Annotated in this window: 16 protein-coding genes; 7 read left to right on the top strand and 9 right to left on the bottom strand. The window is 71.4% G+C overall.

What is annotated here, in order from left to right:
- The first annotated feature begins 30 nt into the window (after nt 1-30).
- Nucleotides 31-426 (top strand): MmcQ/YjbR family DNA-binding protein, encoded by a 396-nt coding sequence (locus PZ894_RS02920; RefSeq protein WP_275742289.1) that lies wholly within the window; start codon nt 31-33, stop codon nt 424-426.
- A gap of 4 nt (nt 427-430) precedes the next feature.
- On the opposite strand, the gene PZ894_RS02915 is transcribed toward PZ894_RS02920, so the two are convergent.
- The 4 genes from PZ894_RS02915 to PZ894_RS02900 all read right to left on the bottom strand — a co-directional run bounded on the left by PZ894_RS02915 (nt 431) and on the right by PZ894_RS02900 (nt 4,340).
- Nucleotides 431-2,788: an excinuclease ABC subunit UvrA gene (locus PZ894_RS02915; RefSeq protein WP_275742287.1), complete on the bottom strand. Its 2,358-nt coding sequence runs from the start codon at nt 2,786-2,788 to the stop codon at nt 431-433.
- A 76-nt stretch (nt 2,789-2,864) separates the two neighbouring features.
- Nucleotides 2,865-3,488 (bottom strand): glyoxalase, encoded by a 624-nt coding sequence (locus tag PZ894_RS02910; protein ID WP_275742285.1) that lies wholly within the window; start codon nt 3,486-3,488, stop codon nt 2,865-2,867.
- Nucleotides 3,485-3,895: a VOC family protein gene (locus tag PZ894_RS02905; protein WP_275742283.1), complete on the bottom strand. Its 411-nt coding sequence runs from the start codon at nt 3,893-3,895 to the stop codon at nt 3,485-3,487. Before PZ894_RS02905 ends, PZ894_RS02910 begins: the two co-directional genes overlap by 4 nt.
- Nucleotides 3,896-3,905: 10 nt before the next feature.
- Nucleotides 3,906-4,340 carry a helix-turn-helix transcriptional regulator gene (locus PZ894_RS02900; RefSeq protein ID WP_275742281.1) on the bottom strand — a complete coding sequence of 145 codons (435 nt, stop codon included), beginning with the start codon at nt 4,338-4,340 and terminating at the stop codon, nt 3,906-3,908.
- A 224-nt stretch (nt 4,341-4,564) separates the two neighbouring features.
- Between PZ894_RS02900 and PZ894_RS02895 the strand changes: the two genes are divergently transcribed.
- Nucleotides 4,565-4,720, top strand: coding sequence for a hypothetical protein (locus tag PZ894_RS02895; RefSeq protein WP_275742279.1), 156 nt, complete (start codon nt 4,565-4,567; stop codon nt 4,718-4,720).
- Between the two features lie 17 nt (nt 4,721-4,737).
- On the opposite strand, the gene PZ894_RS02890 is transcribed toward PZ894_RS02895, so the two are convergent.
- The gene (locus PZ894_RS02890; protein ID WP_275742277.1) at nt 4,738-6,426 is read right to left on the bottom strand and encodes an alkaline phosphatase D family protein; all 1,689 of its coding nucleotides are present in this window, start codon (nt 6,424-6,426) and stop codon (nt 4,738-4,740) included.
- A gap of 102 nt (nt 6,427-6,528) precedes the next feature.
- Between PZ894_RS02890 and PZ894_RS02885 the strand changes: the two genes are divergently transcribed.
- Nucleotides 6,529-6,939, top strand: a complete 411-nt coding sequence (locus PZ894_RS02885) for a hypothetical protein (protein ID WP_275742275.1) — start codon at nt 6,529-6,531, stop codon at nt 6,937-6,939.
- Between the two features lie 86 nt (nt 6,940-7,025).
- Complete coding sequence (locus PZ894_RS02880; RefSeq protein ID WP_275742273.1) at nt 7,026-8,552, top strand: UDP-N-acetylglucosamine 1-carboxyvinyltransferase; 1,527 nt, start codon at nt 7,026-7,028, stop codon at nt 8,550-8,552.
- Nucleotides 8,553-8,762: 210 nt separating this feature from the next.
- Here PZ894_RS02880 and PZ894_RS02875 read toward each other — a convergent pair whose 3' ends face one another.
- Nucleotides 8,763-9,038: a zf-TFIIB domain-containing protein gene (locus tag PZ894_RS02875; RefSeq protein WP_275742271.1), complete on the bottom strand. Its 276-nt coding sequence runs from the start codon at nt 9,036-9,038 to the stop codon at nt 8,763-8,765.
- Between the two features lie 102 nt (nt 9,039-9,140).
- Here PZ894_RS02875 and PZ894_RS02870 point away from each other — a divergent pair, with 102 nt between their 5' ends.
- The 3 genes from PZ894_RS02870 to PZ894_RS02860 all read left to right on the top strand — a co-directional run bounded on the left by PZ894_RS02870 (nt 9,141) and on the right by PZ894_RS02860 (nt 11,910).
- The gene (locus tag PZ894_RS02870; RefSeq protein WP_275742270.1) at nt 9,141-9,947 is read left to right on the top strand and encodes a glycerophosphodiester phosphodiesterase family protein; all 807 of its coding nucleotides are present in this window, start codon (nt 9,141-9,143) and stop codon (nt 9,945-9,947) included.
- Nucleotides 9,944-11,323 (top strand): MFS transporter, encoded by a 1,380-nt coding sequence (locus tag PZ894_RS02865; RefSeq protein ID WP_275742268.1) that lies wholly within the window; start codon nt 9,944-9,946, stop codon nt 11,321-11,323. Before PZ894_RS02870 ends, PZ894_RS02865 begins: the two co-directional genes overlap by 4 nt.
- 203 nt (nt 11,324-11,526) lie before the next feature.
- Nucleotides 11,527-11,910 carry an RNA polymerase-binding protein RbpA gene (locus PZ894_RS02860; RefSeq protein WP_275742266.1) on the top strand — a complete coding sequence of 128 codons (384 nt, stop codon included), beginning with the start codon at nt 11,527-11,529 and terminating at the stop codon, nt 11,908-11,910.
- A gap of 3 nt (nt 11,911-11,913) precedes the next feature.
- On the opposite strand, the gene PZ894_RS02855 is transcribed toward PZ894_RS02860, so the two are convergent.
- From PZ894_RS02855 to lnt, 3 genes are all read right to left on the bottom strand, one after another.
- The gene (locus PZ894_RS02855) at nt 11,914-12,420 is read right to left on the bottom strand and encodes an FxsA family protein (RefSeq protein WP_275742264.1); all 507 of its coding nucleotides are present in this window, start codon (nt 12,418-12,420) and stop codon (nt 11,914-11,916) included.
- Nucleotides 12,417-13,136, bottom strand: a complete 720-nt coding sequence (locus PZ894_RS02850; RefSeq protein ID WP_275742262.1) for a polyprenol monophosphomannose synthase — start codon at nt 13,134-13,136, stop codon at nt 12,417-12,419. The genes PZ894_RS02855 and PZ894_RS02850 overlap by 4 nt, the downstream gene beginning before the upstream one ends.
- Nucleotides 13,137-13,209: 73 nt before the next feature.
- Nucleotides 13,210-14,757 carry an apolipoprotein N-acyltransferase gene (lnt, locus tag PZ894_RS02845; protein ID WP_275742260.1) on the bottom strand — a complete coding sequence of 516 codons (1,548 nt, stop codon included), beginning with the start codon at nt 14,755-14,757 and terminating at the stop codon, nt 13,210-13,212.
- Between the last annotated feature and the right edge of the window lie 497 nt (nt 14,758-15,254).

Raw genomic sequence — 15,254 nt, 5'->3', positions numbered from 1 at the left:
ATGGAGCAACAGGTCGACTACGGTCGGGCCATGCCTCATCCGCGGATGTTCGACGACGACGACCCGGTGCTCGGCCGTCTCCGCGAGCTGGCGCTCGCGCTCCCGGACGCCGCCGAGAAGGTCTCGCACGGCACGCCGGCGTTCTACACGACGAAGGTGTTCGCCTACTACGGCGGAAGCGTCAAGGTCGGCGACGGCCACGTGCGCCGCAGCGAGTCGGTGCTCGTGCTCGCCGACCCGGTCGAGCGGCCGGCGCTCGTCGAGGAGGACCGCTGCTTCCATCCCATGTACCTCGGCGTCTCCGGCTGGGTCGGCCTCGACCTCGACGGCGAGACCGACTGGGCCGAGGTCGCCGAGCTCGTCGAGACCTCCTACCGGCTGACCGCGGGCGTACGCCGGGTGCGGCTGCTGGACGCACGCACCTGACGGTTCAGCTCTCGACGTACTCAGCCAGGTGCTGCCCGGTGAGCGTCTTCTTCTTCGCGCCCACGAGGTCGGTCGGAGTGCCCTGGAAGACGATCCGCCCGCCGTCATGGCCGGCGCCCGGGCCGAGGTCGATGATCCAGTCGGCGTGCGCCATCACGGCCTGGTGGTGCTCGATGACGATGACCGACTTGCCCGACTCGACGAGGTTGTCGAGGAGGCCGAGCAGGTGGTCGACGTCGGCGAGGTGGAGGCCGCTGGTCGGCTCGTCGAGGACGTAGACGCCGCCCTTCTCCCCCATGTGCATCGCCAGCTTGAGGCGCTGACGCTCGCCGCCCGAGAGCGTGTTGAGGGGCTGCCCGAGCTTGAGGTAGCCGAGCCCGACGTCCTCCAGCCGGCCCAGGATCGACGCGGCCGCTGGTGTCTTGGCCTCCCCGGACGCGAAGAGCTCGTGGGCCTCGGCGACCGGGAGGTCGAGCACCTCGGCGATGTTGAGCCCGCCGAACCGCAGCTCCAGCACCGCCGCCTGGAAGCGCTTGCCGCCGCAGTCCTCGCAGGGGGTGGTCACCGTCTCCATGAACCCGAGCTCGGTGTAGATCATCCCGTTGCCCTTGCAGGTCGGGCACGCGCCCTCGGAGTTTGCCGAGAAGAGCGCCGGCTTGACCCCGTTGGCCTTCGCGAACGCCTTGCGGATCGGCTCGAGCAGGCCGGTGTACGTCGCGGGGTTGGACCGCCGCGAGCCCTTGATCGCGGACTGGTCGACGTAGACCACGCCGTCCTCCGCGGGGATGGATCCGTGGATCAGCGACGACTTGCCCGAGCCGGCGACGCCGGTGACCACGCACAGCACGCCGAGAGGTACGTCGACGTCGACGTCGCGCAGGTTGTGCTCGGTCGCGCCGCGGATCTCCAGGTGCCCCGACGGCGTGCGTACGTCGTCCTTGAGCCGTGCCCGGTGGCCGAGGTGTCTGCCCGTCAGGGTGTCGGAGGCCTTCAGCCCCTCGACGGTTCCCTCGAAGCAGACCGTCCCGCCCCCGGTGCCCGCCCCGGGGCCGAGGTCGACGACGTGGTCGGCGATCACGACGGTCTCCGGCTTGTGCTCGACGACCAGCACGGTGTTGCCCTTGTCGCGCAGGTCGAGCAGCAGCTTGTTCATCCGGGCGATGTCGTGCGGGTGCAGGCCGACCGTGGGCTCGTCGAAGACGTAGGTGACGTCGGTGAGCGCCGACCCCAGGTGGCGGACCATCTTGGTCCGCTGCGCCTCTCCCCCGGACAGCGTGCCCGACGGCCGGTCGAGCGAGAGGTACCCGAGGCCGATCTCGACGAAGGAGTCGAAGAGGTGCAGCAGGCTGCGGACGAGCGGCGCGACCCCCGGGTCGTCGATCCCGCGGACCCACTCGGCCGCGTCGGTGACCTGCATGGCGCAGACGTCGGCGATGCTGGCGCCGCCGATCTTCGAGGAGCGCGCCGACTCGTTGAGGCGGGTGCCGTCGCAGGCCGGGCAGGTCTTGAAGACCGCCGCGCGCTCGACGAAGGCCTTGATGTGCGGCTGCAGCGAGTCGACGTCCTTGCTGAACATCGACTTGCGGATCTTCGGGATCAGGCCGTCGTAGCTGACGTTGATGCCCTTGGCCTTGATCTTGGTCGTCTGCTTGTAGAGCAGGTCGTGGCGCTCCTTCTCGGAGTAGTCCTCGATCGGCTTCCGCGGGTCGACGAAGCCGGACTCGATGTAGGTCGCCACCATCCACCCGTCCGCGGTGTAGCCCGGCACCAGGATGGCGCCCTCGACCAGCGACTTGGACTCGTCGATGATGACCGACAGGTCGAGGTCGGAGATGGTGCCGCGGCCCTCGCACTCGGCGCACATGCCGCCGAGGTAGACGGCGTCCTGGACGATCTTCTTCTCCCCCTTCGGCCCGGTCATCACGCCACTGGCCCTGGTGGTGGGGATGTTGAACGAGAACGCCGTCGGCCCGCCGATGTAGGGCTTGCCGAGGCGGCTGAAGAGCGAGCGCAGCATCGCGTGGGCGTCGGTCACGGTGCCCAGCGTCGAGCGGGGGTTCGCGCCGAGCCGCTCCTGGTCGACCAGGATGGCGGTGGTCAGACCCTCGAGGACGTCGACCTCCGGCCGGGGCAGGTTGGGCATGAAGCCCTGCACGAACGTCGAGTAGGTCTCGTCGATCAACCTCCGCGACTCGGCCGCGATCGTCCCGAACACCAGGGAGCTCTTGCCGGAGCCGGAGACCCCCGTGAAGGCGGTCAGTCGTCGCTTGGGGATCTCGACGCTCACGTCTTTCAGGTTGTTGACCCGGGCGCCGGTGACGCGGATCAGGTCGTGACTGTCGGCCGTGCGCTGGGTCGCCATGCCTTGATTCTCTCCATCTCTCATACGACGCGGCGGCCCGCCTCATGAGCGGGCCGCCGGTGAACTGGGCGCGCGGTCAGTCCGACCCGGACTCCCACACGTATCCATCGGGGTCGGTGAAGCCGTCGGTCGAGGCGCGCACGACGAGCCGGTGCGAGCCACTCCCCTCGGTCGGCACGCCGGCGTCCTTCGCGGCGGCCTTGCGGGGGTAGAGCGCGACCTTGACGCGCGGCCCGGTCTCGAGCTCGGCGTACTTGCCGCCGAAGCTCTTGCCCACGCTCAAGCCCTGCTGCTCGTAGAAGTGCCGGCTCGCCTTCACGTCGTCGACGCCGAGCAGGATCACGACCTCCTCGAACTCCCGCGTTGCGGGGCCGGTGTCCTTCTTCGATTGGGAGACGACCTTCCAGAGCGTGCCGTCGGGCGCCTGCACGACGCCGCCGTAGCCCCAGAAGCTCTTGCGCACCGACTTCACCTCGGTGGCGCCGGCGTCGAGCGCGGCCCGGACGATGGCGTCGACCGTGCTCGGCTGGGCGGCGATCAGCGAGATCGAGTAGCCGCGGAACCCGTCGGTCGGTGAGTCCGACTGACGACTGCCGACGACGTCGCCGAGACCGAGCGCCGCGTGGAACGCGTCGGTCGCCGCCGGGTCGGAGGTCTCGATGACCAGGGAGTCGACCGTCACGGTCGTGGTGGTGCTCATGACGCCGCCTGGATGCGCAGCATGTTGCCGGCGGGGTCGCGGACGGCGCAGTCGCGCACGCCCCACGGCTGGTCGGTCGGCTCCTGGACGATGTCGACGTCGGCCGCCTGGAGCTCCTCGAACGTCGCGTCGAGGTCCTTGCTCGAGAAGAGCATGCTGCCGAAGGTGCCCTTCGCCATCATCTCGGTGATGACCTGCCGCTCTGCCTCGGTGATGCCCGGGTCGGCGCCCGGCGGGTAGAGCACGATGTTGACGGACGGCTGCTGGGACGAGCCCATGGTGAGCCACCGCTTGCCGTCGAAGCCGACGTCGTTGCGCAGCTCGAAGCCGAGCGTGTCGCGGTAGAACCGGAGCGCTGCCTCCGGATCGTCCTGCGGGAGGAACGTGGTGTGAAGGTTGATGTCCATGACCACGACCCTAGGGACGCGGCGCGAGGGGCGCTTCTCGATTCCTGACCGGTCTCGTGACCTTCTTGAACTCGATCGACGGGACGCCGGCCATGTCGTCCCGGGCGTGCCGCTTGTACTCGCTGGGCGGCATGCCCACGAGCTCGGCGAAGCGGGTGCTGAACGTGCCCAGCGACTGGCACCCGACCGCGAAGCAGACGTCGGTGACGCTCAGGTCGCCGCGGCGCAGCAGCGCCATGGCCCGCTCGATGCGGCGCGTCATCAGGTACGAGTACGGCGACTCGCCGTACGCCGCCTTGAACTGGCGGCTCAGGTGGCCGGCCGACATGTTGACGCCCCGGGCGAGGGCCTCGACGTCGAGGGGCTGGGCGTACTCCCGGTCCATCCGGTCACGCACCCGGCGCAGCAGGGCCAGGTCGCGCAGTCTGTCGGCGTCGCTGCTCACCCGGACGATCGTGCCACGGGCCGGGCGGAGTCGCCCGCCGGGCACCGGCGGCAGGAGCCCGGTGGCCCGGATGGGCCATGCGGCGCTCACCACATTGGGGCAATTCGCCCCCGTTCTTCGCGGAATCGGGAACCGCTGCCGATGACCATGGCACCGTCGAAGAGTCCGTATCACCACAACCGGAAGCCGGGGGGCACCGGGGCGGTACGGGAGGAGGCAGCACCATGTGGGACACCGTTCAGACCAACACCGTGCACCTGTCGCACGACATGCCGTGCCCGCGCTGCGGCCACGCGCCGCACACCTACCTCGCGTGTGGCGACGGCTGTGACTGCGAGCCGGCCATGACGCCGGGTCGCGCGGGGCACCTCGCCGCCTGAGCCTGCCTCAGCCTGCCTCAGCCGACGGGGTCGAGGGTCGCCTCGCGGCGGAGCCGGGGGCGCTCCGGATCGCCGTCGACGACCTGGCCGCTGACCCATCGCATCCGGATCCCGCGCGGGTCGAGCTCGAGGACCGCGAGGTTGTTGGCGTACCACGGGCCCTGGACCACCGCCCAGCGCAGCGGCTCCAGCGGCACCCGCCCGGCCAGCGACAGCAGCCGGCCGATCATCGCGGCGGGGCGCTTCGCGGCGATCCCGGTCAGCGACCGCATCGACCGCGGGAGCGGGTTCCGGATCGGTGAGCACACGGCCTGGAGGATCCGGCTCGCGACGGTGCCGTGCCGCGGCCACGCCTCGGCGAGGTAGCTGTGGTGCACGTCGCCGGACAGGAACGTGATCGTCCGCGGTGCCCGGCCGCGGCGTCCGCCCGCCACCTCGAGCAGGATCTCGGCGACGTCGCGGAAGCCGCGCTCGAAGGCCGCCCAGTGCTCGAGGTCCGCGCGCCGCCGGAAGAGCTCGCCCAGCCACTTCCCCGGGCGACCCCACGCACCCTCCGCGATCGCCTCGCCGAACGACTCGGCGTGATGCAGCCCCGGCGCGAGGAGGAACGGCAACGACGTGCCGACCAGCAGGTGCTCGACGTCGCCCCGCAGCTGCGCGTCGAGCCACATCAGCTCCCCCGGGTCGAGCATCGAGCGCCGGGCCGGCTCCAGCACGCGAGCGGCGCGCGAGTCCACGACCACCAGCCGCGCCTGGGTGTCGAAGTCGCGCGCGAAGCTCCACCGGTAGGTGTCGGGGTGCTGGTCGGCGCGGTCGGCGAGCGCGTCGAGAGCGTCGCTGACGTCGAGCTCGCCCGGACCGTCGTACGTCGAGATCCGCTTCCACAGCTCGTCGCCGCGCCGCTCGGTGGGTCCGAGGTTGCCGAGGTGCTGGTGCACCCAGTAGGCGGCCAGGCCGCCGACGACCCGGTCGTGCCACCAGTCGGTGGACTCCATGGCCTGCCGCCACGTCCACGACGTGTTCCAGTCGTCGCGGATGTCGTGGTCGTCGAAGATCATCGCGCTCGGCACCGTCGAGAGCAGCCATCGCAGGGCGGGCTCCGACCAGGCGAGGCGGTAGAGGCGGGCGTACTCCTCGTAGTCCCGGAGCTCGAACCATGGCGGCTGCTCGGGGTCGCGCCTCGCGGCGATGAAGTCGCGCATCGGGTCGCTGGTCTCGTCGGCGTAGACCTGGTCGCCGAGGAAGAGCGCGAGGTCGGGCCAGCGCTCCCCGGGATCCTCCGACCCGCTCTCGGTCAGGCCCGCCATGAACAGCGCGTATGCCCGCAGGGCGTCGACGCCGAAGGCGGCCGTGCCGTCCGCACCGTGGTCGACGCTGACGCGGCACGACCCGAACGCCAGGCGCAGCGGCTTGCCCGGCTCGAGCGTGGAGATCACCGACGGTGGGAAGTCCGCCAGCTCCGGGTCCGTCGAGGGCCAGACCTGCTCGCCGTCGACATGCACGACGTACGGCGTGATCGTGGCCGGCGCCAGCCCGTCGAGCTCGACGAGCGCGTAGTGGTGCCCGTGCGCGCCGAAGGTCCGGGCCGCGGCCCGGTGCTCGCCGGCGGTGACCGCCACCTCGCCGGGCGCGGCCGTCTCCACCCACACCGTCGCGGACGTGGCGTCGACGTACCGCAGCAGCGGGCCGAGGACGAGAGCGGTCATGTCCCGGACCTACCCAGTTGACGTCTCCACGATGCCCGTCGCGATGCCCGAAACGCCGCCCCTGCCGCGACGGAGCGCCGTCGGGGCAATAGGATTCGCACCATGGCGACTCCCGAGCGACGCACCGAGCCCGGCACCCCGGCAGTTCCCACCACGGCGCCCACTCCGACAGGCCCCGTGCCGGTGATGGCACCCTTCGGCTGGCTGCTGATCCTCTTCGCCGGCATCGGCCTGATCCTCGCGACCTGGCTCCTCTACGGCACGGGGTACGACGGCATGTGGGCCGGCTACCGCGACGGCGTCATCGGCACCGTCGTGGTGCTGTGCGCCATGGCCCTCAACACCACGCTCCCCCAGCAGCCGATCCTCGGCCTGGTCGGCCTGAGCGGCATCCTGCTGATCCTGTTCGCGGTCTTCCTCGAGAACGACACGGCCGTCTTCGTCGCCGAGCTCACGGCCGGGATCGCGCTCCTCGTCGGCGCCGGCCTCTACGCCTCGGGCCGCCGCGACTGAGGCTGCCCGCGCCGTACGCCGTCACGACACACCCGGGCCACCGCCCGTTTGTTGTGTTATCTCATATGTGAGTTACCGTGGCGGGCATGACCGAGGGCTACAAGAACCGCATCGGCAACCTCATCCGCGACGCCCGCAAGCACCGCGGGCTCACCCAGCACCAGCTGGCCGACCTGCTCGGCACCAGCCAGTCGGCGGTGAACCGGATCGAGAAGGGTCACCAGAACCTCTCCCTCGAGATGCTCGCCCGCATCGGTGCCGCGCTGGACTCCGAGATCGTCGCCGTCGGCGCCGGCCCCACCCACCTGCGCGTCACCGGCCCGACGACGCTGTCGGGTGAGATCGACGTCAAGACCTCCAAGAACGCCGGCGTCGCGCTGCTGTGCGCCACCCTGCTCAACCGCGGCCGCACGACGCTGCGCAAGGTCGCCCGCATCGAGGAGGTCAACCGGCTGCTGGAGGTGCTGGGCAGCCTGGGCGTCCAGTGCCGCTGGCTCAACGACGACAACGACCTCGAGATCGTCCCGCCGCGCGAGCTCGACCTCGGCAACATCGACGCCGCGGCAGCGCGTCGTACCCGCTCGATCATCATGTTCCTCGGCCCGCTGCTGCACCGCTCCGACACCTTCGAGCTGCCGTACGCCGGCGGCTGCGACCTCGGCACCCGCACGGTGGAGCCGCACATGTCCGCGCTGCGGCCCTTCGGCCTCGAGGTGAAGGCGACCGAGGGCCACTACCACGCCTCGGTCAACCGGGCGATCGAGCCGGACCGGCCCATCGTGCTCACCGAGCGTGGCGACACGGTCACCGAGAACGCGCTCATGGCCGCGGCACTGCACCCGGGCACGACGGTGATCCGCAACGCGTCGTCGAACTACATGGTCCAGGACCTGTGCTTCTTCCTGCAGCGTCTCGGCGTGCGGGTCGAGGGCGTCGGCACCACCACTCTGTCGGTCACCGGCCTGACGGAGATCGACGTCGACGTCGACTACGCCCCCAGCGAGGACCCGATCGAGGCGATGTCGCTGCTCGCGGCGGCGATCGTGACGAAGTCCGAGATCACGATCCGCCGGGTGCCGATCGAGTTCATGGAGATCGAGCTCGCGCTGCTCGAGGAGATGGGCCTGCGCTACGGCCGCTCGGAGGAGTACGTCGCGCTGAACGGCCACACCCGCCTGGTCGACATCACGACCCGGGCGTCGGAGCTGCACGCCCCGCTCGACAAGGTCCACCCGATGCCCTTCCCCGGCCTCAACATCGACAACCTGCCGTTCTTCGCGGTGATCGCGGCCGTCGCCGACGGCCAGACGCTCCTGCACGACTGGGTCTACGAGAACCGCGCGATCTACCTGACCGACCTCAACAAGCTCGGCGCGCGGGTCAAGCTCCTGGACCCGCACCGGGTGATGATCGAGGGCCCCACCAGCTTCAGCGGCACCGAGCTGGTCTGCCCACCGGCGCTGCGGCCCGCGGTGGTCATCCTGCTCGCCATGCTCGCGTCGAAGGGCACCTCGGTGCTGCGCTCGACGTACGTCATCCACCGGGGCTACGAGGACCTCGCCGAGCGGCTCAACCAGCTCGGCGCTCAGATCGAGACGTTCCGGGACATCTGAGCGCGCCGCGACCGAGCTTGCGAGGCCGCGGAGTGCCGCGCCAGGTCGAGGAGCCCCGCGGCTGAGGAACGAAGCCGCGACGGGCGTCTCGAGACCTCGGACGTGGTCTCGGGAGTCCGGTCTCGAAACCCCGCCGGTCGACCGGATCGAGTCGGCTGGGGTGGTATCGAGACGGTTGCTGCGCAACCTCCTCAACCACCGCGCAACGGCTCAGTGGAAGAGCGTCTCCACCCATGCCCGGGCGGGCGGCTTGCTGGCCGGCGGGGCGGTCATGTCGGGGGTGATGCGCGGCATCGGCGCCGTGTGCTGCCCGGCGTGGCGGTGCCAGTCGTTCTCGGACTCGATCAGGCCGCCGAGGTCGGCGCGCGCGAGGAAGACCCCGTGGCCGTCGGGACACACGTTGACCGCGCCGTCCTCGCCCAGGGAGGAGCTGAGGGCGCGCGACTCCATCTCGGCGCCGCATCGTGGACAGGTCAAGGTCTCCATGTCACGACGCTACCGCTCCCCCGGTGAGTGTCGGCGGTCCCGCGCCGGACGCACCCCTGCGCCTGCGCAGGTCCCGCCCGGCCAGGGTGGATACTGCCGCCTGTGACGACGCCACCGACCGGGTTCGCCTTCCTCGACTCGGTGCTCGACCGGCCGGGCCAGGTGCTGGCGTTCGCGCACCGCGGCGGCGCCTACCACCCGGAGGTCGAGGGGCTCGAGAACACCCTCGCGGCGTTCCGGCACGCCGTCGCACTCGGCTACGACTACCTCGAGACCGACGTCCACGTCACCCGTGACGGCGTGCTGCTCGCCTTCCACGACACCGTGCTCGACCGCGTGACCGACCGGCGCGGTGAGATCGCCAGCCTCAGCCACGCCGAGGTCCGCGAGGCCCTGGTCGGCGGCAGGGAGGCCGTGCCCGCGCTGGCGGACCTCTTCGACGCCTTCCCCGACGCGCGGTTCAACATCGACCTCAAGTCCGACGGCGCCGTCACCGCCCTCGCCGACTTCATCGACGCCCGCGCCGCCTGGGACCGGGTCCTGGTCGGATCGTTCTCGCGACGCCGTACGGCGCGGTTCCGGCGGCTCACCCACGGCCGCGTGCCGACGAGCGCGACGCCGGCCGAGGTCGTCGCGTTCCGGCTGCTGCCCAGCGCCCGGCTGGCCGCGCTGCTCTGCGGCGCCGCGGCGCTGCAGATCCCCCACCGGCGTGGCCCGCTCGTCGTCGCCACCGCCGGACTCGTCAGGCGAGCGCACGCGGCCGGACGGCACGTGCACGTGTGGACGGTCGACGAGGACGCCGAGATGCGGGCACTGCTCGACCGGGGCGTCGACGGGCTCTTCACCGACCGCACCGACATACTCAAGGCCGTCCTCGTCGAGCGAGGCCAGTGGACGGAGGAGCGATGACCGCAGCGGGCATCGACCCGGAGGTCCGGGTGCGGGAGCAGAAGGCGTGGTACTGGTACGACTGGGCCAACAGCGCCTACGTCACCACGACGGCCGCCGTGCTCTTCGCGCCGTACCTCACCTCGGTCGCCGAGAAGGCCGCGTGTGGCCGCGCCACCGACGAGGACGCCGGGTTCAAGTGCACCACCGACCTCCACGTGCTCGGCCTCGACGTCTCCGCCGGCTCGCTGGTCTTCTACATCGTCACGATCGCCACGATCATCTCGGCGGTCGTGCTGCCGATCGTCGGCGCGGTCGCCGACCGCAGCTCGAGCAAGCCGAGGCTGCTCGGCGGCTTCGCCTGGACCGGCAGCCTGCTGGCGGCCCTGATGTTCCTCGTGGCCGGCAGCAACTGGCAGCTGGGCGCGGTGCTGCTGCTGCTCGCCGCCCTCTGCCTGGGCTCGAGCCTCGTCGTCTACGACGCGATCCTCGTCGAGATCGCCGATCCGGACGAGCGGGACAAGGTCTCCTCGAAGGGCTGGGCGCTCGGCTACCTCGGCGGTGGCCTGCTGCTCGCGCTGAACTTCGTCCTGCTCACCGTGATGAGCGACAACACCGAGATGGCGGTCCGGATCAGCCTGCTGTCCGCCGGTGTGTGGTGGGCGGTCTTCACGATCATCCCGGTGCGCGGCATCCGCTCGCGGCCACCCGTGAACCCCGTCGGTGGGCAGGACGCGCAGCGCGGCGGCCTGGTGCGGGCGAGCTTCGGACAGCTGTGGCACACGCTCAGGGACCTGCGCGGCTACCCGGTCACGCTCACCTTCCTGGTCGCCTACCTCTTCTACAACGACGGCATCCAGACCGTCATCTACGCGGCCTCCGTCTACGGCGAGAAGCAGCTCGGCTTCGAGAAGAGCACCGTCCTGTTGGCGTTCCTGGTGGTGCAGTTCGTGGGCATCGCCGGTGCGCTCGGCTTCGGCCGGGTCGCCGGACGGTTCGGCGCCTACCGGGTGATCCTCACCGGGCTGTTCGTCTGGCTGGCCGTCGTCGTCGCCGGCTGGTTGACGCCGGCCGACAACCTGGTCCTGTTCCTGCTGCTCGCGGTCGGGATCGGTGTGGTCCTCGGCGGCACCCAGGCGCTGTCGAGGTCGTTCTACAGCCAGCTCATCCCGCGCGGCCGCGAGGCGGAGTACTTCTCGCTCTACCAGGCCTGCGAGCGCGGGACGAGCTGGATCGGCACGCTGATCTTCGGCCTCGTGCACCAGTGGACCGACTCCTACCGCCCGGCGCTGTTGGCGCTGATGGTGCTCTTCCTGCTCGGCATCGTGCTGCTGGTCAGGGTCGACCCCCGCCGCGGGATCAGCGAGGCCGGCAACGCGCTGCCGCAGGTCGTCTGACCCGAGCGGCCGCGCCCTGCCTGAGAAGACTCTGTGAAGGCGCCCACGCGTGGCGATTCCCGGAATCTTGCCTGGACCTCTACCGTTGATCGGGTTGAGAGCATGACGGGCGGGGTACACGATCCTCGAGACTCGCGCCACGGAGGGCGCGGCTCGTCTGTCTCGGACAGGCACATCGGGGGACAAGATTCGGGAGGTGGCTCATGGCGGAGCGCACACTGCGTGGAGCGCGGCTCGGGGGCCAGAGTTTCGAGGACGAGCGCGGCATCGAGTTCGCGGCTCGTCAGCAGGTCGGTTACCGGTGCCCGCAGGGGCACGAGTTCGAGATCACGATGTCGGTCGAGGCCGACGTCCCCGCCGTGTGGGAGTGCCCGCGCTGCGGCGCCGAGGCGCTCAGCGTCTCCGGCATCCAGCCCGAGGCGAAGGCCGAGAAGCCGGCCCGCACCCACTGGGACATGCTGCTCGAGCGGCGCTCGGAGAAGGAGCTCGAGGACATCCTCAAGGAGCGCCTCGAGCTGCTCCGCGGGGGCGAGATCGGCCCCGCACACCTCCACCGCGCCAGCCAGAAGAAGCGTCGCGCGGGCTGACACTCACCGGTCGTCGTCGACGACCTCGCCCCGGACCACGGGCCCCTCACCGGGCCCGGGGCCGGGGCCTCGTCGTGTCTGGGGCCCCGGACGACCCACGTCGAGGAAGCCGACCGACATCCGCCGGGCGACCGCGGCACCCAGCACCCGCCGGAAGACCGGCCGCGTGAACGGCAGGATCAGCAGGATGCCCACGACGTCGGTGAGGAAGCCCGGCGCGAGCATCAGGGTGCCGCCGACCAGGATCAGCGCCCCGTCGGCCAGCTCGGTGGCCGGCATCCGGCCGCTGTCGAGCGCCTCGCGCAGCACGCGCCAGGCCCGCGCGCCCTCGTGCTTGATCAGCCACGTGCCGAGCACGGCGTCGGCCACCAGCAGCAGGATCGTCCAGCCGGCGCCGATCACCTGACCGACCTGCACGAGGACGTAGATCTCGGCGAGCGGGACCAGGACGAAGAGGACGAAGAGGACCGCCTGCAGCGTGCGGCGGCTGCGGATCCCGGCCCCGGTCACCGGCCGACCCTCCGGCGTACCTGCGCCACCCGCTCGCGCACGCCCCACGCGGTGATCCGGCGCAGGGACTCGACGGCGATCGCGCCGCTCATCTTCGAGTCGCCGCGCACGCGCTCGACGAACTCGATGGGGACCTCGCGGACGGTGAGGCCCGCGTTGAGGGTCCGGGTGACCATGTCGGTCTGGAAGACGTACCCGGTCGACTGCACGGAGTCGAGGTCGATCTTCTCGAGCGTGGCCCGGCGGAAGAGCCGGTAGCCGGCCGTCGCGTCGCGGACCTGCACCCCGAGGAGGAGCCGGACGTAGAGGTTGCCGCCTCGGCTGAGCAGTTCGCGGCGGACCGGCCAGTTGGTGACCGCTCCCCCGGGCACCCAGCGGGAGCCGATCACGAGATCCGCGTCCGCGAGCGCCTCCAGGAGCCGGTCGAGCTGCTCCGGCTGGTGCGAGCCGTCGGCGTCCATCTCCCCGATGACGTCGTAGCCCGCGTCGAGGGCGACCCGGAAGCCGTGGAGGTACGCCGCGCCGAGGCCCTCCTTGCTGGTGCGGTGGACCACCCTCACGGCGGCGTCGGCGGCCGCGAGCCCGTCGGCGACCGCGCCGGTGCCGTCGGGCGAGTCGTCGTCGACGACCAGGACGTCGACGGTCGGCTGCGCGGCGCGGAGCCGACCGACGATCCAGGGCAGGTTCTCGGCCTCGTTGTAGGTCGGGATCACCATGACCACACGGCCCAGGCCGGCGACCGCATCTCGTGCTGGGTCCAGTTCTTCGGGGGTCACCGGTGCCGCCTGCTCACTCGCTCCTGCTCTCCTCGCCGCCGGCGACGCCGGTCGGCTGGGGGGTGTCCTCGGCCGCCTGCCGGGCACGGGTCCGACGATACGGGACCAGGGCCAACACGAGGCCCACCGCGGTCAGGCCGGCGAGGATCCGCCCTGACCACGGGCCGATCCGCACGGCGGGGGTGACCGACGACACCAGGTCGACCTGCTCGACGAGCGCGGCCTGGGTGCGCGGCTCGGCGCTCGCGACCACCGTGCCGTCGGGGGCGATCACGCCGGTCACGCCGTTCGTGGAGGCCACCACCAGCCAGCGCCCCGTCTCGATCGCGCGCAGCCGGGTGATCGCGAACTGCTGGTCGATCTGGTCGGTGTGGATGAACGTCGCGTTGCTGGTCTGGACCGTCAGCATCTCGGCTCCCCGCGAGACCTGGGCGTAGATGCCGTCGTCGTAGGCGACGTCGAAGCAGATCGAGTCCGCGACCCGGACGCCGGCGATGGTGAGGGGTTCGCTGCGGGTGCCGCTGAGCATGTCGCGCGGGATCTCGGCGAGCCGGCCGAACTGGCGGGTGAAGAACTGGCGTGCCGGGATGTACTCGCCGAACGGCACCGGGTGCCGCTTGGTGTAGCGGTCCCCGGCGCCGGTGACCGGGTCCCAGACGATGCCCTGGTTGAGCACGTGGTCGGGGCCGGCGTCGACGATGGCCCCGACCAGGATCGGTTCGCCGATCGCGTCGCTGGCCGCCAGGATCCCGGCGTTGGTCTGCTGGTCGCGGAACGGGTCGATCGCGGTGGAGTTCTCCGGCCAGACCACGAAGTCCGGTGCGGGCTCCCGGCCGGCGGCGACGTCGTCGGCGAGCCGGGTCGTGACGTCGACGTGGTTCTGCGTGACCTGGCGGTAGTCGTAGAGGATGTCGTCGCCGTCCCCGGGGACGTCCCCCTGGACGGCGGCCACGACCGCGGTCCCCGAACGCTCTCCCTGCCACGAGACCGCCACCGGCAGGAGCGAGACCGCCACCAGCCCGGCGAGCAGGCCGGCCGCCAACCGCCGCTCCCGGCCGCGCGCGACGACGAGCCACGCGAGGAGCGTGCCGCTGAGCGCCAGCACGAAGCTGACGCCCACCGAGCCGATCCAGGGCAGCGAGTCCGCGACGAACGTGTCGGCGGTGGCGAACGCCAGCCGCCCCCACGGCATCCCGCTGAACGGCCAGCCGCTGCGCCAGACCTCGATCGTCGTCCAGCCGGCCGCCACCCACAGCGGCCACCAGCGATGCCGGACGAGGACCGTGGTGAGCGAGCCGAGGAGGGCGATGAACACGGCCTCCACGGTCGCGAGCGCGAGCCAGGCGTCCGGGCCGACGGCGCGCATCCAGAACAGGTGCACCCACTGGAAGCCGATGCCGAACGCGAGGGCGGGGACCCACCCGCTGCGCAGCCGCAGCCCGCGGCAGCACAGCGCGAACCCGGCGATGCAGAGCGGGATCACGACCGGCTGGGCGACGGGCTCGAACGCGAGCGAGAGGCCCACGCCGCACAAGGCGGCCACCAGGATCCGTGGCAGCACGGCCCCGACGATATCTCCCGGAGGCGAAACGCTCCCCGGAAGGATCCCGCGCCCTTCGGACCAACCCGAACCCGACCGGCTGCCGGGGCCGTGCTGTTGTCTAGGGGACGCGGGTCCCTTCCGCGTCCGCTCTCGGGCTGACGGGCCGACCTCCGCGAACAGGGTCGGACGTGTGGGTGGCACGCCCACCCCCGACCCGGCCACTCGGACGTCGGTCCGTCAACCGCGATCTGCATGAACGGACCGCGCCACAGTGGTGCGCGATCCGCCCGCTGTCAACCGTCCGATGACCTGCACGGATGCGCGAAGCCGCAGGTCAGACAGGCCTGCGGCGGCGCGCGATCCGGTCAAAATTTTCCACGTTCGTCGGCGTGTCGGTGGCGACGCGCCGCGCTGGTCCGCCCGGGACCGCAGCGGCCGGCGCTCCCGCCCGCGGCGACGGGGCCGGCCCGGGCGCGTCGGCCGGCCCCTCGCCCGCCCATACTGTGGTCCACCGA

Origin of the sequence: Nocardioides sp. YIM 152315, assembly GCF_029210375.1 — a bacterium.
Classification (GTDB): domain Bacteria; phylum Actinomycetota; class Actinomycetes; order Propionibacteriales; family Nocardioidaceae; genus Nocardioides.
This window is presented reverse-complemented; position numbering and strand designations above follow the sequence as displayed.

What these genes read in the sequence shown, in the direction of transcription:
- PZ894_RS02885 (WP_275742275.1), top strand. Translation starts at nt 6,529, where the DNA reads ATGGCGACTCCCGAGCGACGCACCGAGCCCGGCACCCCGGCAGTTCCC.
- PZ894_RS02875 (WP_275742271.1), bottom strand. Translation starts at nt 9,038, where the DNA reads ATGGAGACCTTGACCTGTCCACGATGCGGCGCCGAGATGGAGTCGCGC.
- PZ894_RS02920 (WP_275742289.1), top strand. Translation starts at nt 31, where the DNA reads ATGCCTCATCCGCGGATGTTCGACGACGACGACCCGGTGCTCGGCCGT.
- PZ894_RS02880 (WP_275742273.1), top strand. Translation starts at nt 7,026, where the DNA reads ATGACCGAGGGCTACAAGAACCGCATCGGCAACCTCATCCGCGACGCC.
- PZ894_RS02895 (WP_275742279.1), top strand. Translation starts at nt 4,565, where the DNA reads ATGTGGGACACCGTTCAGACCAACACCGTGCACCTGTCGCACGACATG.
- PZ894_RS02865 (WP_275742268.1), top strand. Translation starts at nt 9,944, where the DNA reads ATGACCGCAGCGGGCATCGACCCGGAGGTCCGGGTGCGGGAGCAGAAG.
- PZ894_RS02915 (WP_275742287.1), bottom strand. Translation starts at nt 2,788, where the DNA reads ATGGCGACCCAGCGCACGGCCGACAGTCACGACCTGATCCGCGTCACC.
- PZ894_RS02860 (WP_275742266.1), top strand. Translation starts at nt 11,527, where the DNA reads ATGGCGGAGCGCACACTGCGTGGAGCGCGGCTCGGGGGCCAGAGTTTC.
- PZ894_RS02910 (WP_275742285.1), bottom strand. Translation starts at nt 3,488, where the DNA reads ATGAGCACCACCACGACCGTGACGGTCGACTCCCTGGTCATCGAGACC.
- PZ894_RS02850 (WP_275742262.1), bottom strand. Translation starts at nt 13,136, where the DNA reads ATGGTGATCCCGACCTACAACGAGGCCGAGAACCTGCCCTGGATCGTC.
- PZ894_RS02905 (WP_275742283.1), bottom strand. Translation starts at nt 3,895, where the DNA reads ATGGACATCAACCTTCACACCACGTTCCTCCCGCAGGACGATCCGGAG.
- PZ894_RS02890 (WP_275742277.1), bottom strand. Translation starts at nt 6,426, where the DNA reads ATGACCGCTCTCGTCCTCGGCCCGCTGCTGCGGTACGTCGACGCCACG.